Origin of the sequence: Kosakonia quasisacchari (assembly GCF_004331415.1) — a bacterium.
Taxonomy (GTDB): Bacteria; Pseudomonadota; Gammaproteobacteria; order Enterobacterales; family Enterobacteriaceae; genus Kosakonia; species Kosakonia quasisacchari.
This window is the reverse complement of sequence record NZ_SJOP01000013.1, coordinates 33,959-60,217: the sequence shown is the minus strand read 5'-3', so window position 1 is coordinate 60,217 and position 26,259 is coordinate 33,959. Positions and strand designations below refer to the sequence as shown.

Genomic DNA, 26,259 nt, shown 5'->3' with positions numbered 1-26,259 from the left:
TAACTATTCTGTCAACGTTACTATTTGCGGCCTCAATTGCTATCAGACTGCTTCGATGAGTATTAAATTAAACAGCATCAATTGCTTTTATGGCGCACACCAGGCGCTGTTCGATATCACACTGGATTGCCCGCAAGGGGAAACACTGGTGCTGCTCGGCCCAAGCGGCGCGGGTAAAAGTTCGCTGTTGCGCGTACTCAACCTGCTCGAAATGCCGCGTTCTGGCCAGTTAAGCATTGCAGGCAATCACTTCGACTTTGCAAAAACCCCGTCTGATAAAGCGATCCGTGAATTGCGCCAGAACGTGGGCATGGTATTCCAGCAATATAATCTCTGGCCGCATTTGACCGTGCTGCAAAATCTGATTGAAGCGCCGTGCCGCGTGCTCGGTTTAAGCAAAGATCAGGCGCTGGCGCGTGCCGAGAAACTGCTGGAGCGTTTACGTCTTAAACCGTATAGCGACCGTTTTCCGCTGCATTTATCCGGTGGTCAGCAGCAACGTGTCGCTATCGCCCGCGCGCTGATGATGGAGCCGCAGGTCCTGTTATTTGATGAACCGACCGCCGCGCTCGATCCGGAAATCACCGCGCAAATCGTCAGTATCATTCGTGAGCTGTCTGAAACCGGCATCACGCAAGTTATCGTGACCCACGAAGTGGAAGTGGCGCGTAAAACCGCCAGCCGCGTGGTGTACATGGAAAATGGTCACATTGTTGAGCAAGGGGATGCGGGCTGCTTTACCGCGCCGCAGACCGACGCGTTTAAATATTACCTATCTCACTGAAGAACCGGGATTAATGACAATGAAAAAAGTACTGATTGCCGCGCTACTTGCAAGCGTAAGCCTTTCCGCTACAGCAGCCCAGACTATCCGTTTCGCCACCGAAGCGAGCTACCCTCCGTTTGAATCAACCGACGCGAATAACAAAATCGTCGGTTTCGATGTGGATCTGGCTAACGCATTGTGTAAAGAGATCGACGCGACCTGCACCTTTACCAACCAGGCGTTTGACAGCCTGATCCCAAGTCTGAAATTCCGCCGTTTCGACGCGGTCATGGCCGGTATGGATATCACCCCGGAACGTGAAAAACAGGTTCTGTTCACCACGCCTTATTACGACAACTCCGCACTGTTCGTCGGTCAGCAGGGTAAATTCACCAGCATTGACCAGTTGAAAGGTAAACGCGTTGGTGTGCAGAACGGCACCACCCACCAGAAATTCATTAACGACAAACATCCGGAAATCACCACCGTTCCTTACGACAGCTACCAGAACGCGCGTCTGGATCTGCAGAACGGCCGTATTGATGCCGTGTTCGGTGACACCGCCGTGGTAACCGAATGGCTGAAAGCAGATGCAAAACTGGCGGCAGTTGGCGATAAAGTAACCGACAAAGAGTACTTCGGTACGGGTCTGGGCATCGCGGTACGCCAGGGCAACACCGATCTGCAGCAAAAATTCAATGCCGCACTGGAAAAAGTGAAGAAAGATGGCACTTACCAGACCATCTATAACAAATGGTTCCAGAAGTAATACTGAATGAACGAAATGTTTCCGTTAGCAAGCGCCGCCGGGATGACCGTCGGCCTTGCCGTTTGTGCACTGATCATCGGCCTGATTCTGGCGATGATCTTTGCCGTTTGGGAGTCCGTTAAGTGGCGCCCTCTTGCCTGGATTGGCACCGCACTGGTCACCATACTGCGTGGCTTGCCGGAGATCCTGGTGGTTCTGTTTATCTATTTCGGCTCTTCACAACTGCTGCTGACACTCTCTGATGGCTTCACCATCAACTTGGGCGTGGTGCAGATCCCGGTGCAGGTGCAGATTGAGAATTTTGATGTCAGCCCGTTTCTGTGCGGTGTGATTGCCCTCTCTTTGCTGTATGCAGCTTACGCGTCGCAAACCTTGCGCGGTGCGTTGAAAGCCGTACCGGACGGGCAGCGGGAATCCGGCCAGGCGCTGGGTTTGTCAAAAGGGGCTATCTTTTTCCGCCTCGTGATGCCGCAAATGTGGCGTCATGCGCTACCGGGGCTGGGAAACCAGTGGCTGGTGTTGTTGAAAGATACCGCGCTGGTGTCGCTGATTAGCGTGAACGATTTAATGCTGCAAACCAAAAGCATTGCTACCCGCACGCAGGAGCCGTTTACCTGGTATATCGTGGCGGCGGTGATTTACCTGGTCATCACGTTGTTAAGCCAGTGGATCCTCAAACGTATTGACCTGCGCGCGACCCGCTTTGAACGGAGGCCGGAATAATGCTCGCATTTTTACCAGAGCTGTTCAAAGGCCTGCACACCAGCCTGACGCTCACCGTAGCGTCGCTGATTGTGGCGCTGATCTTATCGCTGCTGTTCACCATCGTGCTGACGTTGAAAACGCCGGTGCTGACGCTAATTGTGCGCGGCTATATCACGCTGTTCACCGGTACGCCGCTGCTGGTGCAAATCTTCCTGATTTACTACGGCCCGGGGCAGTTCCCGTCGCTGCAAAACTATCCGGTTATCTGGCATCTGCTTTCTGAACCGTGGCTCTGTGCGCTGCTGGCGCTGTCGCTGAACAGTGCAGCGTATACCACGCAGCTGTTCTACGGCGCGATTCGCGCCATTCCGGACGGGCAGTGGCAATCCTGCGGCGCGTTGGGGATGAGCAAGAAAGACACGCTGGCAATTTTGCTGCCTTATGCATTTAAACGCGCGCTGTCGTCCTACTCCAACGAAGTGGTGCTGGTGTTTAAAAGTACCTCGCTGGCTTACACCATCACGCTGATGGAAGTAATGGGCCACGGCCAGCTTCTGTACGGTCGCACTTATGACGTCACGGTTTTCGGTGCCGCAGGGCTGATTTATCTGGTGGTCAACGGGTTATTAACGCTGATGATGCGCCTGATTGAGCGTAAAGCGCTGGCATTCGAACGCCGCAATTAACTGCATAAATAGTAAACAAAGGCGAGCTAATGGTTTCATTACTCGACTTTTTTATTTTCAAGAAAATATATTTAAGCATTTTTATTGAATATAAATTCATTTAATGGCATGGTTAGCGTCACGCTTTAGACACGGCAACAACAATAAGATTGACCGACAGGAGTTCGATAATGAAAAAAATGATATTGGCCGCCCTTCTCGCTTCGTTCGCCGCTGGTGCTTCTGCGGCAGATAAAATTAACTTCGGTGTTTCCGCCACTTATCCGCCATTTGAATCGATGGATGCGAGTAACAAAATCGTCGGTTTTGATATCGATCTGGCAAACGCTCTGTGCAAACAGATGCAGGCCGATTGTACGTTTACCAACCACGCATTCGACAGTCTGATCCCATCGCTGAAATTCAAAAAATATGACGCGGTGATTTCCGGTATGGATATCACCCCGGAACGTAGCAAACAGGTCTCTTTCACTGACCCGTACTACGCTAACTCCGCGCTGGTGATCGCCAAAAAAGATGCCTTTAAATCTTTTGATGATCTGAAAGGCAAGCGTATCGGCATGGAAAACGGCACCACACACCAGAAATACCTGCAGGACAAGCACCCGGAAGTCAAAACCGTGGCTTATGACAGCTATCAGAATGCGATTATCGACCTGAAAAATGGCCGTATCGATGGCGTATTCGGTGACACTGCGGTGGTCAACGAGTGGCTGAAAACTAACCCTCAGCTTGGCGTGGCCACCCCGAAAGTGACCGACCCGCAATACTTCGGCACCGGCCTTGGCATTGCGGTGCGTCCGGATAACAAAGCGCTGCTGGAAAAACTGAACGCCGCGCTGAAAGCAATTAAGGCTGATGGCACCTACCAGAAAATTAGCGATCAGTGGTTCCCGCAGTAATTCACATGGGTTCTGATAAAAAAAGCCGCGCTCGCGGCTTTTTTTATTGCTTTACCAACAGCGTCAACACTTCGTAATGAGCGGTATGCGGAAACATATCAAACAGTTGAACGCGCTCAACGCGATAGCCTGGCAACATGCGAATATCTTTCGCCATCGTGCTGGCATTACAGCTGGAGTAGATAATGTACGGTGGTGCCATGCGGCTTAAATAGTCGCACAGCGCCGCACCAATTCCGCGCCGTGGCGGGTTAACCAACACCAGTTCAGGAATATCGTGCGAAGCAGTGGCGAACTGCGTCGAATCGAGCGCCTGGAAGCGCAAGTTATCCAGCCCGAGCGCCTGAGCGGATTGTGTGGCACAAGCAATGGCTTCCGGCGCGATTTCAATGCCGGTCAGGCGCATCTCCGGCGTCGCACAGTGCAGACCAAAACCGCCGACGCCGCAAAACAGGTCCCACATATGATTGACCGGTAGCGTTCGCACCCAATCGCGGGCAGTCGCATACAACGCGCTGGCAACGGTCGGGTTGGTCTGGAAAAAGCTCTGCGGGCGGATCCACAGCGGCACGCCGTTAAAGTTTTCAGCCAGCGCCTGCTGTTCGGTGAGAAAAATCTCCGTCTCACCTTCCATGATCGCCATATGTACCGGCTGGATATTGGCAGAAATCACTTTCAGTTGCGGCAATTGCGCCTGCAGCGCGGGCAAGGCTGCGCGCAACTGGGTGAGTTTCGCCTCCGAGCGCAGCACAAAACGCAGCATCATGCCGCCATCCTGTTGGCTTTCGGTCAGTAGCAGATATTTTAGCTCACCGCGCTTACGCGCCACGTTGTAAGGCGTTAAACCGGCGCGGGCAATAAACGGTTTGAGCGCGGCAAAAACCGGAGCGAAAGTGTGTGGGTAAAGCGGGCAATCGGTCAGATCTTCGGGCGAACCATCGCGATGTAGCATGCCAAGCAGCGGTTTTTCCACACTGCCGCTGACCACCATTTTGGCTTTATTACGAACCCCCTGCTCCGGGCCACTCACTGGCGAACACCACTGCGCGACAGGCAAACCGTCCAGCAGCGTGTGGAGATCTTCCATTTTCGCGGTAAGTTGCTGTGAGACTGGTTGTTCTATCCATTGACAGGAACGGCAACGACCAGCATCAAAGAGAGCGCACTGCATAGTAAAGCCTTTCATTTTGCGGGGCCGGGATTGTACCACCGTTATTGCAGGCGGAAAAAGCGTCGGCTGGGCGCGGGAACAAACAGCAGGAATAACACCAGCAGATCGGGCAGTTTTTGCATCACTAATGCGTGGAAAATCTCACGTCGGGAACCACCGGCAATGCTGAAGAGCTCCGGATAGCCATAACCGAGCGAAGCGGCCCATAAATAACCGGTTGCGACAACTTGCGTGCCGAGATAAAGCCAGCGCGCCCAGTTCCTGCCTTTGACGACCGAGAAGGCACTGAGAATTTCGGCAAACACCAGCAGCAAGCTGCCAAGAAAAACCAGCGTCAGGCTCCAGGTCTGCGCACTGCGCTGCACAAAATCGATCAGGCCGCGCCATCCCAGCAAATTAAACACCATCAATACATCAACGCAGCGAATCATAATAATGGCGATGGCCGCCACTTGCACCAGTGCCGGTACATTCAATTTCGCGTGATGAGTGGTTTTCTTGAAGAACCCCAATCCGATGATTTCCCTGTGAAAAATGCCGCGACAAGCGCGGCATCAGCAACACAATTTCACGATTCTAATAAGTTCAGCCTTGTCTTGCACGTTGGATATCACGGATCCGCTGTTTTTCCGCCCGCGCCATTAAATACCAGGCGATAAAACCAACAATCCCGACCACACCAAGGATAAGCGTCGCCAGCGCGTTGATTTCCGGGTTCACCCCCATGCGCACACTGGAGAAGACCAGCATCGGCAATGTCGTCGCCCCCGGCCCGGAGACAAAACTGGCAATCACCAGGTCATCCAGCGACAGAGTAAACGCTAAAAGCCAACCGGAAATAATTGCCGGCATAATCATCGGCAGCGTGATAACGAAGAACACTTTCAATGGCGTCGCACCAAGATCCATTGCCGCCTCTTCGATGGAGCGATCCAGTTCGCGCAGACGCGAGGAGATAACCACTGCCACATACGCGGTACAGAAGGTCACATGCGCCAGCCAGATAGTGAGCATCCCGCGATCGGCGGGCCAGCCAATAGCATGGCCGAGCGCAACAAACAGCAACAGCAGCGACAAGCCAGTGATCACATCCGGCATCACCAACGGTGCGGTAATCATAAAGGCGAAACCGTTTGAGCCACGAAAGCGGCCAAAACGCACCATCACCACCGCCGCGATAGTCCCCAGCACCGCCGCCATCGTCGCCGCACAAGCGGCGATGGTCAGACTTAAGCCGACAGCGCTCATCATCGCGTTGTCGTGAAACAGCTCGCCATACCAGCGCGTCGACCAGCCCGCCCAGACGGTGACAAGCCTTGAACTGTTAAAGGAGTAGATCACCAGCATCAGCATTGGCGCGTACAGGAAAGTAAAGCCGAGCACGAGGATCAAAATGCGCCACGGAGAGCGCACTACCGGTAAGGTGTTCATGCGTGGTCCTCCCCTTGTTTCTGCTGATGTTTGTGGAACCACATGATTGGCACAATCAGCAACAGCAGCATAATCACTGCCACCGCCGAGGCTACCGGCCAGTCGCGGTTATTAAAAAACTCCTGCCATAACACACGGCCAATCATGATGCTGTCCGGGCCGCCGAGCAGTTCGGGGATCACAAACTCGCCAACCGCCGGGATAAACACCAACATCGAACCGGCGATAATCCCGCCTTTGGTCAATGGCACAATCACGCTGAAAAAGGTTTTCAGCGGGCGCGCGCCAAGATCCAGCGAGGCTTCTACCAGCGAATAATCGATACGCGTCAGCGCGGTATAAATCGGCAACACCATAAACGGCAAATAGGCATAAACAATCCCGATATACACCGCGAGGTTGGTATGCAGAATCGTCAGCGGCTGATCGATAACGCCCAGCCACATCAGGAAATTATTCAGCACGCCGTTGTTTTTCAGGATCCCCATCCACGCATAAACGCGGATCAGAAACGACGTCCACGACGGCAAAATCACCAGCAGCAGCAGAATATTGCGCGTCGACGGTTTGCTGTGCGCCACTGCCCAGGCCAGCGGATACCCCAGCAGCAGACAGCAAATCGTTGAGATCGCCGCCACCTGTAACGACTGCAAGTAGGCTTCGAAGTAAAGCGGATCGTCGGTAAGTTGCAGGAAGTTGCCGATATTCAGCGTTACCGTCAGTTGACTGTCGGCCCACTCGATAAGATCGGTATACGGCGGGATCTGCCGCGCCATCTCTGCAAGGCTGATTTTGAACACGATCAAAAACGGCAGCAGAAACAGCAAAGTCAGCCAAATATAGGGCAGCGCAATCACCAGTTTGCGCCCGTGACGCATCTGCATACGCCCCAGCCATAAAGTAAAACCGCCCGGTTTTTCGACGCGGGACGGTGGTTCCAGTGTACTCATCGCCGCTCCTTAAACCGTCAGAACCACACAACTATCGGCATCCCAGCAGAGGCGAACTTCATCGCCCCAGGTTGGTGCGCCTTTACGGTAGCGATGCGCATTCTGCAACTGGGCGCTGAGCATCTGCCCGCTTTGCAAACGCACGTGATAAATAGAGAGGTCGCCAAGGTAGGCGATATGCACCACTTCCCCGACAGCAAAGTTATAGCCATCGGCCGGTGGTTCTTCACAGAGCATGATTTTTTCCGGGCGCAGCGCCACATACACCGGCACGTTATCCACAACCGACGCATCGGCGTCCACTTTCAGAGGATGCACCAGCCCCGGAGAGTCGATCACCAGACCGTCTTCCTGACGCTCTTTCAGCAGCCCTTCGAACACATTCACCGAACCGATAAACTCGGCGCTGTAACGCGTGGTCGGGTGCTCGTAAATCTCTTCCGGTTCGCCTATCTGCACAAACTTACCGCGGTTCATGATGGCGATACGCCCGGCCATGGTCATTGCTTCTTCCTGGTCGTGAGTCACCATCACACAAGTCACGCCAACACGCTCAAGGATATCCACCACTTCGAGCTGCATGCGGTCGCGCAGCTTTTTATCAAGCGCGCCCATCGGTTCATCCAGCAGCAGCAGTTTCGGGCGTTTTGCCAGGCTGCGCGCCAGTGCCACACGTTGACGCTGGCCACCTGAAAGCTGGTGAGGTTTACGTTTGGCGTACTCGCTCATATGAACCAGGTGCAGCATTTCAGCCACGCGGCTGGCGATTTCCGCTTTCGGCAACTTGTCTTGTTTAAGACCGAAAGCAATATTTTGCTCCACGGTCATATGCGGGAAGAGTGCGTAAGACTGGAACATCATATTGATCGGGCGCAGATAGGGCGGCACATGTGCCAGGTCTACGCCATCGAGCATGATTTGTCCGTGGGTAGGCTGCTCAAAACCGGCGAGCATGCGCAGCAACGTTGATTTACCGCAGCCGGACGCGCCAAGCAGGGCAAAAATTTCACCTTTATAAATGGTTAGACTGACATCATCAACAGCGTGCTGACCATCAAAGGATTTGGTCAGGTTGCGAATTTCCAGCAGCGGCGTCAGATCCTTGCGGCTCTTCGCCTGTGGGCGGGGGATAGCGTCATTCACTCAAGTGCTCTCCGGCAAAAACATCAACCCGTTTCAACGAGTTGTCGTACAAATGACTGGACAGAGGCGCATCACCTCTGTCCATTTTTGGGGCAGGCGCACCGCCACGGTGCAGCCTTATCACCTGTCAGGTGATTGAATTATTTGCCGCTTTTAACTTTAGTCCACGCGCGGGTTCTTACGCGGTCGATTTTCGGATCCTGGACTTTCAGCGTAAACAGTTTGGCGAAAACATCCGGCGGCGGGAAGATAGCCGGGTTGTCACGCACTTCTGCGCTGATCAGCGGAACAGAGGCTTTGTTGCCGTTCGCGTAGAACACATGATCGCTAATATGCGCAATCACATCCGGGCGCATCAGGTAGTTAAGGAACTGATACGCTTCGTCTTTGTTTTTAGCGTCAGCCGGCATCGCGAAGACATCAAAGAACGCCAGCGCGCCCTCTTTCGGAATGGTGTAGTTAATATTCACGCCATTCTTCGCTTCTTTTGCACGGTTTGCCGCCTGCCACACATCACCCGCCCAGCCAATAGCCACACAGATGTCGCCGTTTGCCAGGTCATTAATGTACTGAGAAGAGTGGAAGTAACGGATGTTCGGACGCAGTTTTAACAGCAAGTCGGTCGCGGCAACGCTGTAGTCATCCGCTTTGCTGCTGTTCGGATCTTTGCCGAGGTAGTTGAGCACGGTGGCAAAAATCTCTTCCGGCGCATCGAGGAATGAAACGCCGCAGCTTTTCAGTTTTTCCAGGTTTTCCGGTTTCAGCACCAGATCCCAACTGTTTACCGGTGCATCTTTGCCGAGCGCCGCTTTCACTTTGTCAACGTTATAGCCAATCCCGGTTGTCGCCCACAGGTACGGGACAGCGTATTTGTTATCCGGATCGTGCTTGGCCACCATCTTCAGCACGTCTGGATCGAGGTTTTTCCAGTTCGGCAGCTTGCTCTTATCGAGCGGCTGGAACACCCCGGCGGCTAACTGGCGCTCAAGGAAACTTGCGGAAGGCACAACCAGGTCGAAACCGGTGCTGCCCGCCATCAATTTGCCTTCCAGCACTTCGTTGGAGTCAAACACGTCATAAATGACTTTGATGCCCGTCTCTTTTTCAAAATTCGCGACGGTGTCCGGCGCAATATAATCAGACCAGTTATAAACATGCAGCGTCTTTTGCTCGGCTGCGAGCGTGCTGGCAGAGACAGCCATCAACGCACCCGCGACAAGACCCGATACCCATTTTTTGCTCAAGGCGGTCATATCTCATTCCTTCTGGAAAGTCCGTTAACATACGAACTAAATGTACGCATCATAAGATATGCAAGAATCATGCATATTTTGTCACTCTGCACAGCCCCGGAGAAGAAAACGCTTCCGGCTGACACCGCATGCTGTTTTAAGCATCGCAAGAATAACTGTAGCCAGGGTTTGAGGCTATAGGTCAGATTAAAAAACGCCTTTTATCAATTTTTTATGCAGGATACGTCTATGTGATAAGCCGTTACGCGAGGAATAGCGGTGAAAAATTCTTTAAGGAAAGGTTAATAGCAGAATAAAAATATTTATTATGCAGTCGCCATGGCAGCGACTGCGTCGAATGCAGCGCAGAGTCAGTGGAGAAAATTGTGTGGCTCTTCATCTACCGCCATCTCTTCTTCGCTGGGCGTGAACAGCAGTTGATGAGCGTTAGCTTCCATAATGACCATTGAAATCTGCTCTTCACTCTGGCGCATAAACCAAGCGAACTGTTCAAACGTAACGCCAGGTCCGACGCATAAAGACTGGCAAACCACCAGTTTTGGCAGATTATCATCCTGTATATCGAGAAATGCTTTCACGGTTAAAGAGCTGGCATTAATGGCAGAGAGATCGGCGGCCAGCGCCAGCAGTGCCGACGGCTTGACTTCCGCCATGGCGGTAAACAGCACCACGTCATTAACAAGGTCGACTTTTGCATCAAACACGCCATCAAAATTTTGCATGTGCGGCAGGTGCAGCGCCTGACAGTTATCGCATTCAAAAAAGTTAATGCCTAGTTCATCCAGCCAGTGACGCAGCGTGTCCAGACCCGGAACGACGAGTGAATCCATAAAGCAGTGCTCTCTTAGCGAAAAAATTGGCCATAGCTTACGCAAAAAGGCCAGAACGTACCATTAATTGCGTGGGAAAATAACCTCAGCCGCCGGTTTTCAGGCAAAAACCTGGCGTTGCCTGACGCTCGATCCACTGGATCATGCGGCCAGCAATATCAATACCGGTGGCTTTTTCGATCCCTTCAAGCCCAGGAGAAGCATTTACCTCCATCACCAGCGGACCACGATTGGCGCGAAGAATATCGACACCGGCCACATCCAGCCCCAGCGTTTGTGCAGCAGCCAGCGCGATTTCACGCTCACGCTCTGTGATGTTCGCCACTAACGCCTTGCCGCCGCGATGCAAGTTAGAGCGAAAATCACCCTCTTTCGCCCGGCGTTCAATGGCGGCTACCACCTCATTTCCTACCACCAGACAGCGAATATCGGTTCCCTTCGCTTCGGCGATAAACTCCTGCACCAGGATGTGCGCATTCAGGCCGCGAAAAGCGTCAATCACGCTCTCTGCTGCCTGACGCGTTTCCGCCAGCACCACGCCAATGCCCTGCGTCCCTTCTACCAGCTTCACCACCAGCGGTGCGCCACCAACCATATCAATCAGATCGCTGGTATCGTCCGGTGAATGCGCAATGCCCGTCACCGGCAGATCGATCCCCTGACGCGCCAGTAACTGTAACGAACGCAGCTTGTCTCTGGCGCGGGTGATCGCTACCGATTCATTGAGCGGGTAACTCCCAAGAATTTCAAACTGACGCAGCGCAGCAGTGCCGTAGAAGGTGATGGCCGAGCCAATACGTGGGATTACCGCATCGAAATGCGGCAACTGGCGGCCTTTATAGTGAATGGACGAGGCCGCCGGGCTGATATTCATATAACAGGAAAGCGGGTCGAGGATCTCGACCAGATGACCGCGCTGCATCGCCGCTTCGCGCAGGCGTTTACACGAATAGAGCGTTCCATCCCGGGACAATATGGCAATTTTCACCCTGCACCTCTCTAAAAGGACCTGTCAAAGCAGGTGTATGATACACGCAGCGACGTGCAGGATGAACGGGAATTAGCGTGTCGCCCATCCCTGTTTATGCAAATAGTCGAGAATAAACGGACGGCTCTCTTTAATGATGGTGCGGCGAATATGGTCGCTCCAGGTATCACGCCGTGTATTGCTGCCGCGCGTCATATAATAGTGGGCGATCTCATCGTCGTATTGCGCCAGCACACCTTCATCCAATGGTTGATAGCGGTTTTCATGCACCACCAGTTGCGCAGGCAGACGCGGTTTCTTATCTGGCTCGTCGGCCGGCCAGCCAAGGCACAGACCAAACAGCGGCAGCACATGTTTTGGCACCTGCAATAACTCACCTACGGCTTCAATGCTGTTACGAATTCCGCCAATATAAACGCCGCCAAGCCCGAGCGATTCTGCCGCAGTGAAGGCGTTTTGTGCCATCAGCGCGGTATCGACAACACCGAGAAGCAACTGCTCCGCCAGGCCTGGATTCGCCTGCGGGCAAATCTGGAAATTACGGTGGAAATCGGCGCAGAACACCCAAAACTCTGCCGCCTGCGCCACATGTGGTTGCCCGCCGGTGAGTGTGACCAGTTGTTCGCGTAGTGCAGCATCGGTGATACGAATTATCGTACTGCATTGCAAAAAGCTGGAGCTGGATGTCGCCTGTGCGCTGGCGATAATCGCCTCGCGCTGCGCCTGAGTAATCGGTTGATCGGTAAAATGGCGAATAGAGCGATGGGCGCACAGCAATTCAATAGTTGGTGTCATGAATAATCCCCCAAATAAACAAGACCCTCAGTATAGGCGAAGCCTGCGCCGCCACAGTATCCGCAATTTGCAATGAAAGGTTGTAAAGATTAAAGCAACAGGCACAACCTGCTTTTCATTACGCTCAGTTATGGTCATGATAACCAGCAGTTACCTTCAGATTCGGGAGAGAGTATGTTTGCTGTAATTTTTGGCCGCCCTGGCTGCCCATACTGTGTACGCGCAAAAGAACTGGCAGAAAAACTGACCGCTGAGCGTGATGATTTCAACTATCGCTACGTGGATATCCACGCGGAAAGCATCACCAAAGCCGACCTGGAAAAAACCGTCGGTAAACCGGTTGAAACCGTCCCGCAGATTTTTCTCGACCAGAAACATATTGGCGGCTGTACAGATTTCGAAGCCTATGCCAAAGAACATTTCGGCCTGTTTGCCTGAACCGAACAACGCCCTCTTTTTGGGGGCGTTTTTTTATTTTTTGTGCCGCAAGATTTTACGCACAAAGAGATAGAATAACCCGCCTATCCCACACCAGAAAATCGCGCTGAACAACCAGGCGATAACCTGCCAGTGCGACTGAGAAGAGGCTAACTGCAGATAAATCAGCACATAGCAAAATGGTGCAGCCAGCACGGCACCGAAAAGCGGTACGACAGCTTTGCGACGACGAGCAATCAACCCACCGACAATGCCGGGAAGCGTGAAAAGCAGTAAGCCTAATTCAGGATTACCGGACACGGGCAGTGCGCCTTTCATATTTATGACCAGCAAGAAACACACCACAATAAAAAGTAATGCGCAGCAAATAACACCGACCCGACTTCGCCTGTTCTTCAAACACGCCTCCTGACTTTTTCTCTATCGCACTAACAACTCGTTCAAAAGAATGTCCGGACAGATAAAGCGTTGCGGCAATCCGTGCCAGAAAAGCACCCACGTAAATACGCGATTCTCACTAGCCGTTGTAATCTAATACGATTAAACTAGCGGCCTGTTTTTGTTTTGTGGGGAGTGTCTGGTGTTGCACCGCTTTTTTCATACGCCAGCGCATGGACAAAACACTAGCTCAAATAACCATTTCTTTCAACAGCTTACAAGTAAACAAGAAGTTAGCCTCCGTGAATATAAACGTCGCAGATTTGTTAAACGGGAATTACATACTGTTATTGTTTGTCGTTCTGGCACTCGGACTTTGTCTCGGTAAATTACGACTGGGTTCTGTTCAACTCGGTAATTCCATTGGCGTTTTAGTGGTTTCATTATTATTAGGCCAGCAGCATTTCAGCATTAACACGGATGCACTTAACCTTGGCTTTATGCTGTTTATTTTTTGTGTCGGTGTTGAAGCCGGACCAAACTTTTTCTCTATTTTTTTTCGCGACGGCAAGAATTACCTCATGCTGGCGTTGGTATTAGTTGGCAGTGCTCTGTTAATTGCGTTAGGTCTTGGCAAACTGTTCGGTTGGGATATCGGCCTGACGGCGGGCATGCTGGCGGGCTCGATGACCTCAACGCCTGTTCTGGTGGGCGCTGGCGATACGCTGCGCCATTCTGGTATGGAGAACGGGCAACTCTCCAGCGCGCTGGATAACCTGAGCCTTGGTTATGCTCTGACTTACCTGATTGGTCTGGTAAGTCTGATTTTCGGCGCACGTTATTTGCCGAAATTGCAGCACCAGGATTTACAAACCAGCGCCCAGCAGATCGCCCGTGAACGCGGTCTGGATACCGATGCGCACCGTAAAGTTTATCTGCCGGTCATCCGCGCCTACCGCGTAGGGCCGGAGTTGGTGGCATGGGCCGACGGCAAAAACCTGCGCGAGCTGGGGATCTACCGTCAGACAGGGTGTTATATCGAACGTATTCGCCGCAATGGCATTCTCGCCAGCCCCGACGGTGATGCCGTGCTGCAAATGGGCGATGAAATTTCGTTGGTCGGTTACCCGGATGCACACGCACGCCTTGACCCGAGTTTCCGCAACGGCAAAGAGGTGTTTGATCGCGATCTGCTCGATATGCGTATCGTCACCGAAGAAGTGGTCGTCAAAAATCACAACGTTGTAGGTCGCCGTCTGGCGCAGCTCAAGCTGACCGATCACGGTTGCTTTCTAAACCGCGTGATCCGCAGCCAGATCGAGATGCCGATTGACGACAATATCGTGCTTAACAAGGGCGACGTTTTGCAGGTCAGCGGCGACGCGCGACGCGTGAAAACCATTGCCGACCGCATTGGCTTTATATCGATCCACAGCCAGGTCACCGACCTGCTCGCCTTCTGCGCGTTTTTTATTGTTGGCCTTATGATCGGTATGATCACCTTCCAGTTCAGCTCCTTCAGCTTCGGCGTGGGTAACGCTGCCGGCCTGTTATTCGCCGGGATCATGCTCGGCTTCCTGCGTGCCAACCACCCGACTTTCGGCTATATCCCGCAGGGCGCGCTGATGATGGTGAAAGAGTTTGGCCTGATGGTATTTATGGCAGGCGTGGGCTTAAGCGCCGGTAGTGGCATCGGCAACGGTCTTGGCGCGGTGGGCGGCCAGATGCTGATTGCCGGGCTAATTGTCAGCCTGGTGCCAGTGTTAATTTGTTTTCTGTTTGGCGCGTATGTGCTGAAAATGAACCGTGCTTTGCTGTTCGGCGCGATGATGGGCGCACGTACCTGCGCCCCGGCAATGGAGATCATCAGCGATACGGCGCGCAGCAATATCCCGGCGCTGGGCTATGCGGGAACGTATGCCATCGCCAACGTTCTGCTGACGCTGGCGGGGACATTAATCATCATTATCTGGCCTGGTCTCGGATAAGTCTGAAGCTGAGAAATATTTCAGCTATGCGCAGAACTTTTTTGTGGGGCGTCAGTCATAACTAGTGCCACTGCTTTTCTTTGATGTCCCCATTTTGTGGAGCCCATCAACCCCGCCGCTTAGGTTCAAGGTTGATGGGTTTTTTGTTGCCTGCAACACCCCACCTCCATTACTGGCCAGAAAATGAACTGCGATAGTACTTAACGTAATAGAATGAAAATTAACATTTTCTCTATCCCCCTGACGTTAAACTGTAGCCCCCGTTTTCCCTATCCGTCTGGTATTCATACACAGCTGTACAAGCTCATTCCTCTATATATGCACTGTTGCTGCCGCGGATGTTGCATTTGTACTGTACTGTTTATACATTCTCTGCTTTTATGCACAATAATGGATAGATTATGGAGAATGATAAAAAAACAAGGGCTGAACACCTCCGCGAATGTTTACGCCACGAAGTAATGATGAATAACAAACCATTTACGTGGTTACGAGTGCTGCACAAAGCGATTAAATGTCCGAGACGGCGATTTAATTTTTGGTGGCGAATCGCTGCTTACTGGCACAGTTCCGGTAACAGCTTTCTTCGTCAGCGTGCGGAAAATTTGAACAGAAAGTTAACTTTAAAATACGGTACTGAAATCCAGTTGGGAGCCCAGATTGGACCTGGATTAGTGATTTCTCATCATCAGGGGATTGTGATCAACAGAGAAGTGGTTATCGGCCATAGCTTTCGCATCAGACAAAACACCACCATTGGTATTACAGGCACAAATGTTACAAAGGAACCCATATCAATTATTATTGGTGACAACGTTAGCGTCGGTGCTAATTCCTGCATTATTGCTGATCAGATTCGCATTGGTAATAACGTAATTGTTGGCGCAATGTCTTTTGTTAATAAAAATATTCCCGACGATGTTACCGTATATACTAAAAAAACAATTCATATTGTTACTAACAAAACACAGAGCTAAGCCAATTCCAATGTTTTGTTCAAGAGTGAGAAATCACTTTAATAACAATAACCTATAATCTATAACCTATAACCTATAACCAACAAGGGCTTAGCACACACATTAGGCATAAGCAAAGGAGCTAACCTTACTGGCATGGCACGTTATTCTTTTAAGTGTTATAGCATGGTTTAATTCGGTAAAAAATTCACACGCATGATCATAATTGTAGCACCATGATATTCATCGCTTACGCCGTTATTTTCTTTTGCATGTGTAATTTCTATTATGAATAGTCAGCGAGGGATAAAGTTAGGACATTTTATTATTATTCTATTCTGTTTATACGCCGCGCATAAAATATCTGTCGATATCGACAAAAAAGTGACAGCTGAACAATCGCAACCAAAAACGTCTTAAAACGCTACGCGAAACCATATCGCCCACAACACATAAACACCCCCCGCTAAAAAGCAGAGCCCGTATGCCCATACAATCCCCGATTCACGGCGCAGGTAGAATTTAAGCGGGTTGCGGTGCAGATTGGCGGCGTTATAGGTTTTATGAAAGTGCGTCATCTGTTGCGCACCTTTGCTGATAAGTCCAAAGAAAAAACTCACCGTTATGATCATTGCAAACGCCATATAACACTTCAAAAACAACCTGAGACCGGTAAACACCCACGGGCCGGAGTCTCTGCTAACACCCGCAACACCGTGCTTTTTCAACATAATGGCGGCACCGCTCAACATCAGATGCACCAGCAGAAAAAGGCCAAAATGTTTCGCATTTGTGGCAAAGGTATTTTTTAAAGTGATACCAAAGATCCAGGCGAAAAACGCGGCCACGGATATCAGCCACATTACGGTGTTTAACAACATTCTATTCCTTTTCAACAGCTTGTTTGAATTTCCTATTTTTGCATTAATACTTAAGCGATCGCCAGCACCTTGTTTTTCATTGTGCTCTTTTTTAACGATCGCCCGACACTGCAAGGAGCCCCACAATGCTGATTTATAATGTTTTTGGCCGTTATATTGGTGTAAAACGCGTGGCGGATGACTGGCAGGTGTTCCGCGTGGACAGAAGCGAAGGCAAGCATTCGCGGCTTTATAACATCATCATTCCCGGTGAATTAAGCGAAGCGGAGATCCCTGGCTGGCTGGGGGATATTTTCCATGAGGCCGCAACGGAAAAACATCCCAATGTTTTTCGCGTGGAATAAAGGAGCAGAAAATGTGTGCACAGTGGTACAGCCAAAGCCCGTTCGATGTAAGGCTGGAGTGGGGTTTAGCCGCAGCGGAGCACCTGGCGCGGGAAGCCGATTGTGTGGTGATTGTCGACGTGATGTCATTCTCCACGTGCGTTAGCATCGCCACCGATAACCAGGCGCTGATATACCCGTGGCCGTGGAAAGATGCCAGCGCACAGCGCTACGCGCAAGAAAACCATGCCGATGTCGCCAGCTTCAATCGCACCTTTGCCGGTGGCAAATATACGCTCTCGCCCGCCTCATTACTGCCTATTCCCGCCGGACACCGGCTGGTGCTCCCCTCACCTAACGGTTCCACCCTTTCGTTTAAAGCACGCGATTTCGGCGCAGCGGTGTTTAGCGGGTGTTTTCGTAATCGACTGGCGACCGCAAAAGCGTGTGCAGGTTTTGAGCGCATTTTGCTGATCCCGGCAGGGGAACGCTGGCCGGATGGCAGCCTGCGCCCGGCGGTGGAGGATTATCTGGCAGCGGGCGCAATTATCGCCGCACTTGGTGAACGTAAGCTATCGCCCGAAGCGCAAGCGGCAAAGGCAGCATTTCAGGGCTGCGTGTTCAGCGATCTCTGTTACTGCGCATCCGCCAATGAACTCCACGCACGGGGTTTTTCAGCGGACGTTGAACTGTGTCTCGCTCTTGACGCAAGCCATCGCGCCTGCGCATTAATCGACAACGCGTACCGCTCACTGCCCGGCGAGACGCCCAACCATTAAGCGAATGGTTTCGCGGCTCAGCGGTGCGCGATCAACCACAAAATGCAGCGTCATTCCTTCGATAAACGCATCCAGCGCACGCGCCGTCATCGGTTCGAACCAGCGCTCCAGCGTAGCCTGGCTGGCGCACATCCAGTCTTGCATCACACTTTTCAGCGTGGGCTGGCGGCTCATAAATGCATACAGCTGGTACATCAGTTCCATATTGCGCGCAGTGGTTACCTGGGCGCTGTAAATCAGTTCGGTTAGCGCCTCACAGGCTTTTGCCTGACTGTCAACACCGTCGAAAAAAGCGGCATATTGCGCCGACATCTGCCGGGTAAACAGGCTGAAAGCTTCTTCTAATAACGCTTCGATGCCGGAAAAGTAATAGGTCATTGAACCCAGCGGCACATCAGCACAGCTGGCGATTTTGCGGTGCGTTACTGCCTGAATCCCATGTGCAGCAATGGTATCCAGCGTCGCTTGCAGAATGCGGTCACGCCGCTGCGGGTCGTTGGGTCTTCGGGCCATAGATCCTCTCACTCATTTATGTACAAATGTACACTTCCTTGCTAGTGTTGTCTCACCTTTTCACTGTTTGATGTGAAGCTATGACAACCAATGCATCGCGAAAAGCCCTGCAACATCGCTTGTGGGCGCTGTTTACCTTCTTTTTTATACCGGGGCTATTAATGGCGTCGTGGGCCACGCGAACGCCAGCGATCCGCGATATTTTATCGGTCTCCACCGCAGAAATGGGCGTGGTGCTGTTTGGTCTGTCGGTCGGTTCGATGAGCGGCATTCTTTCCTCCGGTTGGCTGGTGAAGCGCTTTGGCGCACGGAAAGTGATCCTCGCCAGCATGTCACTTTGCGTCATCGGGATGGTGCTGCTGAGTATCGCGCTGTGGTTCGCTTCCCCGCTGTTGTTTGCGGTCGGCCTCGCCTTTTTCGGCGGTAGCATGGGCGCGGGCGAAGTGGCAATAAACATCGAAGGTGCAGTGGTTGAGCGCGAAATGGGCAAAACCGTGCTGCCCATGATGCATGGTTTTTACAGCTTCGGCACGTTGGTCGGCGCAGGAATTGGTATGAGCGTTACCGCTATTGGGCTGGCGGCAAACTGGCATATTCTGGCAGCAGCGCTGGTGGCGATTGTTCCCATTACCCTGGCGATTTCCGCCATTCCGCCTGGCACCGGCAAAGACTCCGCCGAAGATAAAGCGCGCGGGAAAAAAGGGCAGCCGTTCTGGCGTGATACACAACTGCTGCTAATTGGCGTGGTCGTACTGGCAATGGCATTTGCCGAAGGTTCCGCCAACGACTGGTTGCCGCTATTGATGGTGGATGGTCATGGCTTTAGCCCGACTTCCGGCTCGCTTATCTATACCGGTTTCACCCTTGGAATGACTGTCGGGCGATTTACCGGCGGCTGGTTTATTGACCGTTACAGCCGGGTCACCGTGGTACGCGCCAGCGCCCTGATGGGGGCGTTGGGCATCGGGCTGATTATCTTTGTTGATAGTGCATGGGTGGCGGGTATTTCAGTGATTTTGTGGGGGCTTGGTGCGTCACTCGGTTTCCCGCTGACCATTTCCGCCGCCAGCGATACCGGCCCGGATGCGGCAACCCGCGTCAGCGTGGTCGCCACCACCGGTTACCTGGCGTTTCTCGTCGGCCCGCCGCTGCTCGGTTTTCTCGGCGAGCACTACGGCCTGCGTAGCGCCATGTTGGTGGTGATGGGGCTGGTGTTGATTGCGGCCCTGGTTGCCCGCGCGGTCGCCAAACCGGCCCCGGAAACGCAAGCTGAAACTTGCTGACAACAGGGCGGCGCTTTGATGAGCGCCGCCCTATCCTTCCAGCGAATTCCCTACCCGTTTATCACGCAGAAACACCACCATCAAGCCCAGCCACAGCACACCGTTAGCCAGGTTGAAGAAGCTGAACAAGCCATTGCCGCCGCTCAGCCAGGCATGTTTACTGATTTCGATACCGACGGTGAAAATAAACATCTGTAACATGCCCATCGCTGCCGAAACGGTGCCTTTACTCATGTCGCTGGCAAACAGCGTCAGACGCACCAGCCCGGCATTCGCCAGCCCGATACCAAACGCGTACAGACTCAGCCCGGCTGTCATCCACAAATAGGCATGCGAAGAGGCGAGAGTAGCGCCAGCCGCCAGCAGCAACCCGGCCATAATTGGCCAGCCGCCCATAATGATCAACGCGCGCACGGTACGCCGAGACGTCAGACGCGCCAGCACCAGGTTACCAATAATCAGCGCGCCAAATATCGGCACCTGCAACAAGCCGTATTCATAACTACTCAGTTGCTCGCCGCTGATGATAATGATCGGCGACTGGGCAATCCACGCCAGCAATGGCAGGCTGACAAAACCTGTCGCCAACGCTCCAGCAACAAAACGCAGGTTCTTCATCACTTCTGCGTAGTCGCGCCACAGCGCTTTAAAAGAGAGCTTTTCACCCAGCCGCGTAGCCGTCTCCGGCATCGCCCGTTGCAGACCAAAAAAGGAGAACGCCGCCAGCAACGCGAAAAGGACAAACATCCCCTGCCACGGTGCAGCATGCACCCACGCGGCCCCCACCAGCGGACCGAGCAGCGGCGCTATCAGCGCCACGTTTGCCATCAGCGCGGTGATTTTGATACACACCGCTTCCTCGAACGATTCCTGAATCGCCGCGTAACCTACCGCGCCAATAAAGCACAAGCTAATACCCTGTAAAAACCGCAGCAATGTGAACTGCTCAATATCCTGCGCCAGCAGTGTTGCCAGGCACGTGACGATAAACCACACCACGCCGGTTAGCATCACCGGGCGGCGGCCAATGCGATCCGACAGCGGCCCCAGCAGCCATTGCAAAAACATGCCGCCCGCAAGGTAAGCGGTCATGGAGGTCGGTACCCACTCAATGCCAGCGTTGTACTGCTCCACCACGGCCAACATGCCGGGCTGGATCATATCGTTGGCGATATAGGTGGAAAATTCGTAAAGCACCAGGCAGAGGGGAAACAGTAGCGCCCGTCGTCCCAGACGTTGGCCAGTTAAGGTATGGTTTTGCATGCAATCTCTTCATCTATGAAAAATCGCGCAGAGTGTAATCAAAGCCGCTTTGCCGCGATAGGAAATTCTCTGTCACACATTAAATAAAGCACATTTCAGTTCGTTTAAGGTTCACTTAAGTCCCCCTCCGTACTATACGCCCTCTGTGGTTCACTCCAGGAATCGTCTAACTCTCAGATGAGTAAGACAAAACCGCTTTACCGTTAACCATGCCGCTTTTAAGGTGGGCGCTTTCGCGTCAATGTAGATTGTTTAATCAAAGAGTAACAAGCGTATGTTAGAGAGCCTGAATTACACCCTGTTCTACTGGATTAACGCCACGCCAGACTCTCCGCGCTGGCTGATTGCGTTTGCCGATTTTGCCGCCAGCGATTTAATCAGCATTGTGCCGCTGCTGGCGGTTGGCCTCTGGCTATGGGGTCCACGCGAGCAGGTGAACGCACAGCGTCAACTGGTGATTAAAGTCACCCTGGCGATGTTGGTCAGTCTCTGTTATTCGGCGTTACTGGGGCATTTTTTCCCGCACGATCGTCCCTTTGCCGATCGCGTCGGCTACAACTTCCTGCACCACGCGGCGGATAGCTCCTTCCCGAGCGATCACGGTACGGTGATCTTCACCTTTGCGGTGGCTTTCCTTGCCTGGCACCGTCTATGGTCGGGCGCGCTGTTGATGGTCATCGGGCTGACCATCGCCTGGTCACGTATTTATCTTGGTGTGCACTGGCCGCTGGATATGCTCGGCGCGCTGCTGGTTGGCATCGGCGGCTGTTTGTCCGCGCAAATCCTCTGGCAAGGCTTTGGCCCTACGCTCTACCACAGTGTGCAACAGATCTATCGCGCCTGTTTCGCCATGCTGATTCGCCGCGGCTGGGTACGTGACTAAGCCACCAGGCAAAGGTAATATGAACGCCCTGCTCAATGCAGGGCTTTCTTTTATTCAGGGGAATTATGGAAACAAGACGCGACGAACGGATAGGCCAATTGCTGGCGGCGCTCAAGCGCAGCGATAAACTGCACCTCAAAGAGGCGGCGACGCTGCTTGGCGTATCTGAAATGACCATTCGCCGCGATCTCAGCGCCAACAGCGCGCCGGTAGTGCTGCTGGGTGGTTACATCGTACTGGAGCCGCGCTCCGCCAGCCATTATCTGTTAAGTGACCAAAAAAATCGGCTGGTAGAAGAGAAGCGTCACGCGGCAAAACTCGCCGCCTCCCTGTTAAAAGCGCATCAGATGGCCTTTTTCGATTGCGGCACCACCACACCATGGATTATCGAGGCGATCCCGGACGATCAGCCCTTCACCGGCGTCTGTTACTCCCTGAACACCTTTCTGGCGTTACAGGAAAAACCGCAGTGCCGCGCCATTCTCAGCGGTGGTGAATTTCACGCCAGCAACGCTATTTTCAAGCCGTTGAACTTCAACGAAACGCTGAACAATCTGCGCCCGGATATCGCCTTTTATTCGGCGGCGGGTGTGCATGCCGAGCAGGGCGCGACCTGTTTTAATCTGGAAGAGTTGCCGGTAAAGCACTGGGCGATGGCCAGCGCGCAATACCATGTTCTGGTGGTGGATCACAGCAAGTTCGGGAAAGTGCGTTCGGCATGCATGGGGGCATTAAGCCGCTTTGACGTGCTGGTCAGCGACTGCCGCCCCGACGAGGCGCTGGAGAGCGAAGCAAAAAAAAATCAGATAACGTTGCTCTATTGACCGCGCCCAATCGGGCACGGTCAATTGGGTATCAGGAGAACCAGCCGCCAAACCACTGGTGGAATTTCAGCAATACAAAATCCCACATCCGGCCGATGAAACCGGCCTCTTCCACCGCCTCCATCACCACCAGCGGGCGTTGCTCAATGGTTTTACCGTTCAACTGAAAATCGATAGTGCCCACCACCTGGCCTTTGGCCAGCGGCGCCTGCAGTTCCGGCTGTGTCAAGGTGTAGCTGGCTTTCAGGTTATTCATCTGCCCCTTAGGAATGGTAATAGATCCCGCTTCACCAGCGCCAAGTTTTGCTTCGCTGTTATCACCAAACCAGACACGTTGGCTGACAAACGTCGCGTCGGGTTTAATCGGGGTCACCGTGTCGAAGAAACGAAAACCCCACGTCAGCAATTTTTCTGACTCATTAAAACGGATGCGGTCAGTTTTCGCGCCCAACACCACAGAAATCAGGCGCATATTGCCCTGCGTCGCTGAAGCTACCAGGTTGTAACCCGCACCGTCGGTGGTGCCGGTTTTCATGCCATCCACATTCATACCGGTACTCCACAGCAACCGGTTACGGTTCGGCTGGCGGATCTTATTGAAGGTGAACTCTTTCTCCTTATGAATGGCGTACTCATCCGGCACGTCATGAATCAGTGCTTTACCGAGCAGCGCCATATCGCGCGCGGTACTGAACTGCCCTGGCGCATCCAGGCCATGTACCGTTTTAAAAGTGGTATTGGTCAGACCGAGTTTTTGCGCATAGCTGTTCATCAGGCTGACGAATGAGTCCTGGCTGCCCGCCACGAAATCTGCGATGGCGATGCTGGCGTCGTTACCGGACTGGATAATCACGCCTTTGTTGAGATCGGCAACGGAAACCTGGTCGCCAGGTTTCAGGAACATCAGCGAAGATCCGCGCAGCGCCGGGTTGCCTGTCGCCCAGGCGTCTTTACCGACGGTCACCGTATCGGTGAGGTGAATTTTTCCGGCTTTCAACGCCTGACCAACCACATAGCTGGTCATCAATTTTGTGAGGCTGGCAGGATCGAGCTTCTCGTCAGCGTTACCTTCTGCCAGCACCTTGCCGCTGGCGTAATCCATCAGGATCCATGCTCTCGCATCGACCGGAGGCGCACCCGGCGTTTGTTCCACCGCGTACAACGAAGGGGAGAAAAGCATCAACAGCGCAGAGCCCGCAACCAGGCTGCGAAGGGATAAAGAGAAATGCGTCATAGGGGCCACCCGAGTATCCATTCAAAAACGTCACAACACCGTGCCGCAACAAACGGTGAGTAATAGCGCACAAATGAAACGAAAAAAACCGTCACTGGGTAAAGTTTTTAAAGTTTACGCAATAACAGCATGTTGCGCTCCGTTTGTACTGAATATTTATCCCCTGAATAATTCGAGTTGCAAGACAAAACGCCCTCGCGCGTCGGGCTGTGCTTGCGCTGGCGCCGAAGGCGCGACGCTTACGAATGAACCGGTAACAAAACCCGCGCATCTGCAACTTGAAGAATGACGGAGATTGGCACACGATGAATGTCACACCGACACTCATTCACACCACTGAGGTAAAAATGATAACGCTATGGGGCAGAAATAACTCGACTAATGTCAAAAAAGTTCGCTGGCTGCTGGAAGAGCTGGAATTACCGTATCAGCATATTCTGGCGGGCAGAGAGTTTGGCGTGAACAATGAGCCTGACTATCTGGCGATGAATCCGAATGGTCTGGTGCCGCTGCTGCGTGATGATGAAACCAATGTGGTGCTGTGGGAATCCAACACCATCGTGCGTTACCTGGCGGCACAGTACGGTCAGGGCCGTTTGTGGGTTGAATCCCCCGCTGAGCGTGCACAAGGGGAAAAGTGGATGGACTGGGCGCTGAGCACTCTCTCCCCGAAACATGGCCCGCTGCTGCAGGGGCTGGTGCGCACTGCGCCGGAACAGCGTGACAATGCCGCGCTTGAAGCCAGCAAAAGCGCGCTGGATGAGATGTTCGCGCTACTGGATGATGCGCTGGCAAAGCAGCCGTGGCTCTCCGGGCAGGCCTTTGGCTGCGGGGATATCGCCGTCGGGCCATTTATCTATAATCTCTACAATATCCCCGGATTGCGCTGGGCATCGCACACCAATCTGCAACGCTGGTATGCGGAATTATGCGAACGCCCCGGCTTCAAAAACGCGGTAATGATCCCGGTGACCTGATAATTTTTTTGACCGGTGGCGCTGACATTATCGCCTGCTGTTGGTGATGAAATATGCCCAGCGCCATCCGGTATACCCACGCGGTAACACGCAGGTCTTGTGGCCAGGAGCAGACACACTACTCCTCTTCGCCCTCGACATCCGCAAACAATGAATCATCTTCTAAGGGAACCAGGCTACTTTCATCCCATTCGATCTCATCCGTTGCGTAGTCAATAAGATCGACTTCACAGCACTCCTCCAGCAGCGCTTCTGCCTCATCAAGAAGTTCGATTGCATCCTGATAAAAAGCCATCACGTCGGGTTCTGCCACTTCATCATTATTTATCGCGTCGAGTTTATGGATAGCAAAATCGATATTCTGCAAACTCTCCAGCAAGAGCGTCACCTCTTCGCCACACTCCATACCCGATATCACCGCAGCATGATCATCACTCAGCGCGTCATCCTGCTGAGTAAAAGAGTGATCCGCTAAACCAGATTGTCTGGCAGCCGATAGAAATGATTGCGATCTTTTCTTTAAAAAACTTGCCCGTTCTAACGACAGACCTAACTGCTCAGTGGCGACATTATCCATCATACCCATCTCGTAAAGTGATATAAGATTTTCATTACAGCTGAATAATTAATTTTCATATGGCTTGCATGCGGTACTGAACCGAAACACGCCGAAGTAATACCGGAACAGTTTCTATAAACTGAAAACAGGTGTGAATGGTATTGTTCATTTCTCTGGGGGTGTTGGAATTTAAATAATCATCCAGTGTTATCAACGCACATTCATAGGTAAATAAAAAATCAGTCAACTCTGGCGGGTATGAATGCGCCGTCAGTTCAACGCGAAGCTCATTATATAGCGCCATCAATTTTTTCAGCGCAAAGCAGGCATCCGTTCTTTTGTTTTCAAATACATGCTCATTTAATGCCGGCTTGATAACCGCGAGCAACGAACGATGAACGTTGGTATATTTTGAGTTAAGAAACATGAGTCACCTCTGACATCATTAAATTTTCCAGCGTATAATTCTGGCGTTTTCATTGACGAATAAGAGCGATAAAACAGACATATTATAAATTAAAGGCATAGCAATATTGCTGAGAAACAAACACTTTTTAAAAAATGCAACGTTTGTATCTCAACATATTCTCA

At 52.4% G+C, this 26,259-nt stretch carries 30 protein-coding genes; 14 read left to right on the top strand and 16 right to left on the bottom strand.

What is annotated here, in order from left to right:
• Positions 1-55 precede the first annotated feature (55 nt).
• The 5 genes from artP (at position 56) to artJ (ending at position 3,828) form a co-directional block, all read left to right on the top strand.
• A complete protein-coding gene (artP, locus tag E0L21_RS15145; RefSeq protein ID WP_131410893.1) occupies positions 56-784 on the top strand; it encodes an arginine ABC transporter ATP-binding protein ArtP in 729 nt (242 codons plus the stop codon).
• Between the two features lie 19 nt (positions 785-803).
• On the top strand, positions 804-1,535 hold the full coding sequence (gene artI / locus E0L21_RS15140; protein ID WP_131410891.1) for an arginine ABC transporter substrate-binding protein ArtI: 732 nt from the start codon (positions 804-806) through the stop codon (positions 1,533-1,535).
• Between the two features lie 6 nt (positions 1,536-1,541).
• Positions 1,542-2,258, top strand: a complete 717-nt coding sequence (artQ, locus tag E0L21_RS15135) for an arginine ABC transporter permease ArtQ (RefSeq protein WP_131410889.1) — start codon at positions 1,542-1,544, stop codon at positions 2,256-2,258.
• The gene (gene artM / locus E0L21_RS15130) at positions 2,258-2,926 is read left to right on the top strand and encodes an arginine ABC transporter permease ArtM (RefSeq protein WP_131410887.1); all 669 of its coding nucleotides are present in this window, start codon (positions 2,258-2,260) and stop codon (positions 2,924-2,926) included. The genes artQ and artM overlap by 1 nt, the downstream gene beginning before the upstream one ends.
• Positions 2,927-3,096: 170 nt before the next feature.
• Positions 3,097-3,828: an arginine ABC transporter substrate-binding protein ArtJ gene (gene artJ, locus E0L21_RS15125; RefSeq protein ID WP_131410885.1), complete on the top strand. Its 732-nt coding sequence runs from the start codon at positions 3,097-3,099 to the stop codon at positions 3,826-3,828.
• 43 nt (positions 3,829-3,871) lie between these two features.
• Here the strand turns inward: artJ and rlmC are convergent, their stop codons facing one another.
• The 9 genes from rlmC to nfsA form a co-directional block, all read right to left on the bottom strand.
• On the bottom strand, positions 3,872-4,999 hold the full coding sequence (gene rlmC / locus E0L21_RS15120) for a 23S rRNA (uracil(747)-C(5))-methyltransferase RlmC (protein ID WP_131410883.1): 1,128 nt from the start codon (positions 4,997-4,999) through the stop codon (positions 3,872-3,874).
• Positions 5,000-5,040: 41 nt separating this feature from the next.
• Positions 5,041-5,535, bottom strand: coding sequence for a YbjO family protein (locus tag E0L21_RS15115; protein WP_170312068.1), 495 nt, complete (start codon positions 5,533-5,535; stop codon positions 5,041-5,043).
• Positions 5,536-5,584: 49 nt separating this feature from the next.
• Positions 5,585-6,430, bottom strand: a complete 846-nt coding sequence (gene potI, locus E0L21_RS15110; protein WP_131410879.1) for a putrescine ABC transporter permease PotI — start codon at positions 6,428-6,430, stop codon at positions 5,585-5,587.
• A complete protein-coding gene (potH, locus tag E0L21_RS15105) occupies positions 6,427-7,380 on the bottom strand; it encodes a putrescine ABC transporter permease PotH (RefSeq protein ID WP_131410877.1) in 954 nt (317 codons plus the stop codon). The genes potI and potH overlap by 4 nt, the downstream gene beginning before the upstream one ends.
• A gap of 9 nt (positions 7,381-7,389) precedes the next feature.
• Positions 7,390-8,523 (bottom strand): putrescine ABC transporter ATP-binding subunit PotG, encoded by a 1,134-nt coding sequence (gene potG, locus E0L21_RS15100; RefSeq protein WP_131410875.1) that lies wholly within the window; start codon positions 8,521-8,523, stop codon positions 7,390-7,392.
• A 140-nt stretch (positions 8,524-8,663) separates the two neighbouring features.
• The gene (gene potF / locus E0L21_RS15095) at positions 8,664-9,776 is read right to left on the bottom strand and encodes a spermidine/putrescine ABC transporter substrate-binding protein PotF (protein ID WP_131410873.1); all 1,113 of its coding nucleotides are present in this window, start codon (positions 9,774-9,776) and stop codon (positions 8,664-8,666) included.
• 350 nt (positions 9,777-10,126) lie between these two features.
• A complete protein-coding gene (locus E0L21_RS15090; protein WP_131410871.1) occupies positions 10,127-10,606 on the bottom strand; it encodes a type III secretion system chaperone family protein in 480 nt (159 codons plus the stop codon).
• An 85-nt stretch (positions 10,607-10,691) separates the two neighbouring features.
• Complete coding sequence (rimK, locus tag E0L21_RS15085; RefSeq protein WP_131410869.1) at positions 10,692-11,594, bottom strand: 30S ribosomal protein S6--L-glutamate ligase; 903 nt, start codon at positions 11,592-11,594, stop codon at positions 10,692-10,694.
• Between the two features lie 72 nt (positions 11,595-11,666).
• Complete coding sequence (gene nfsA, locus E0L21_RS15080) at positions 11,667-12,389, bottom strand: oxygen-insensitive NADPH nitroreductase (RefSeq protein WP_131410867.1); 723 nt, start codon at positions 12,387-12,389, stop codon at positions 11,667-11,669.
• A 174-nt stretch (positions 12,390-12,563) separates the two neighbouring features.
• On the opposite strand from nfsA, the gene E0L21_RS15075 reads away from it, so the two are divergent.
• A complete protein-coding gene (locus tag E0L21_RS15075; protein ID WP_131410865.1) occupies positions 12,564-12,827 on the top strand; it encodes a GrxA family glutaredoxin in 264 nt (87 codons plus the stop codon).
• A gap of 33 nt (positions 12,828-12,860) precedes the next feature.
• On the opposite strand, the gene ybjM is transcribed toward E0L21_RS15075, so the two are convergent.
• Positions 12,861-13,226, bottom strand: coding sequence for an inner membrane protein YbjM (ybjM, locus tag E0L21_RS15070; protein ID WP_131410863.1), 366 nt, complete (start codon positions 13,224-13,226; stop codon positions 12,861-12,863).
• A 281-nt stretch (positions 13,227-13,507) separates the two neighbouring features.
• Between ybjM and E0L21_RS15065 the strand changes: the two genes are divergently transcribed.
• A complete protein-coding gene (locus tag E0L21_RS15065) occupies positions 13,508-15,193 on the top strand; it encodes an aspartate:alanine antiporter (protein WP_020457185.1) in 1,686 nt (561 codons plus the stop codon).
• A 401-nt stretch (positions 15,194-15,594) separates the two neighbouring features.
• The gene (locus E0L21_RS15060; protein WP_131410861.1) at positions 15,595-16,170 is read left to right on the top strand and encodes a serine acetyltransferase; all 576 of its coding nucleotides are present in this window, start codon (positions 15,595-15,597) and stop codon (positions 16,168-16,170) included.
• A gap of 395 nt (positions 16,171-16,565) precedes the next feature.
• On the opposite strand, the gene E0L21_RS15055 is transcribed toward E0L21_RS15060, so the two are convergent.
• Positions 16,566-17,144, bottom strand: a complete 579-nt coding sequence (locus tag E0L21_RS15055; protein ID WP_235855245.1) for a hypothetical protein — start codon at positions 17,142-17,144, stop codon at positions 16,566-16,568.
• An 11-nt stretch (positions 17,145-17,155) separates the two neighbouring features.
• Between E0L21_RS15055 and E0L21_RS15050 the strand changes: the two genes are divergently transcribed.
• A complete protein-coding gene (locus E0L21_RS15050) occupies positions 17,156-17,374 on the top strand; it encodes a DUF7661 family protein (RefSeq protein WP_131410859.1) in 219 nt (72 codons plus the stop codon).
• Positions 17,375-17,385: 11 nt separating this feature from the next.
• Positions 17,386-18,132, top strand: a complete 747-nt coding sequence (locus E0L21_RS15045; RefSeq protein ID WP_131410857.1) for a 2-phosphosulfolactate phosphatase — start codon at positions 17,386-17,388, stop codon at positions 18,130-18,132.
• Here the strand turns inward: E0L21_RS15045 and E0L21_RS15040 are convergent.
• Positions 18,103-18,645 (bottom strand): TetR/AcrR family transcriptional regulator, encoded by a 543-nt coding sequence (locus tag E0L21_RS15040; protein ID WP_131410855.1) that lies wholly within the window; start codon positions 18,643-18,645, stop codon positions 18,103-18,105. The genes E0L21_RS15045 and E0L21_RS15040 overlap by 30 nt on opposite strands.
• A gap of 80 nt (positions 18,646-18,725) precedes the next feature.
• Here E0L21_RS15040 and E0L21_RS15035 point away from each other — a divergent pair, with 80 nt between their 5' ends.
• Positions 18,726-19,928: an MFS transporter gene (locus tag E0L21_RS15035; protein ID WP_131410853.1), complete on the top strand. Its 1,203-nt coding sequence runs from the start codon at positions 18,726-18,728 to the stop codon at positions 19,926-19,928.
• 30 nt (positions 19,929-19,958) lie between these two features.
• On the opposite strand, the gene E0L21_RS15030 is transcribed toward E0L21_RS15035, so the two are convergent.
• A complete protein-coding gene (locus E0L21_RS15030) occupies positions 19,959-21,191 on the bottom strand; it encodes an MFS transporter (protein WP_131410851.1) in 1,233 nt (410 codons plus the stop codon).
• 274 nt (positions 21,192-21,465) lie between these two features.
• On the opposite strand from E0L21_RS15030, the gene ybjG reads away from it, so the two are divergent.
• Together ybjG and deoR are read left to right on the top strand one after the other, a co-directional pair.
• Complete coding sequence (gene ybjG, locus E0L21_RS15025) at positions 21,466-22,074, top strand: undecaprenyl-diphosphate phosphatase (protein WP_131410849.1); 609 nt, start codon at positions 21,466-21,468, stop codon at positions 22,072-22,074.
• Between the two features lie 65 nt (positions 22,075-22,139).
• On the top strand, positions 22,140-22,898 hold the full coding sequence (gene deoR / locus E0L21_RS15020; RefSeq protein ID WP_131410847.1) for a DNA-binding transcriptional repressor DeoR: 759 nt from the start codon (positions 22,140-22,142) through the stop codon (positions 22,896-22,898).
• Positions 22,899-22,929: 31 nt separating this feature from the next.
• On the opposite strand, the gene dacC is transcribed toward deoR, so the two are convergent.
• Entirely contained in the window at positions 22,930-24,132 is a 1,203-nt protein-coding gene (gene dacC / locus E0L21_RS15015) for a serine-type D-Ala-D-Ala carboxypeptidase (RefSeq protein ID WP_131410845.1), read from the bottom strand.
• A 347-nt stretch (positions 24,133-24,479) separates the two neighbouring features.
• Between dacC and E0L21_RS15010 the strand changes: the two genes are divergently transcribed.
• The gene (locus E0L21_RS15010) at positions 24,480-25,109 is read left to right on the top strand and encodes a glutathione S-transferase family protein (protein ID WP_131410843.1); all 630 of its coding nucleotides are present in this window, start codon (positions 24,480-24,482) and stop codon (positions 25,107-25,109) included.
• A 118-nt stretch (positions 25,110-25,227) separates the two neighbouring features.
• Here E0L21_RS15010 and E0L21_RS15005 read toward each other — a convergent pair whose 3' ends face one another.
• Together E0L21_RS15005 and E0L21_RS15000 are read right to left on the bottom strand one after the other, a co-directional pair.
• A complete protein-coding gene (locus tag E0L21_RS15005; RefSeq protein ID WP_235855244.1) occupies positions 25,228-25,689 on the bottom strand; it encodes a hypothetical protein in 462 nt (153 codons plus the stop codon).
• A 52-nt stretch (positions 25,690-25,741) separates the two neighbouring features.
• Positions 25,742-26,095 carry a hypothetical protein gene (locus E0L21_RS15000; RefSeq protein ID WP_131410839.1) on the bottom strand — a complete coding sequence of 118 codons (354 nt, stop codon included), beginning with the start codon at positions 26,093-26,095 and terminating at the stop codon, positions 25,742-25,744.
• Positions 26,096-26,259 lie beyond the last annotated feature (164 nt).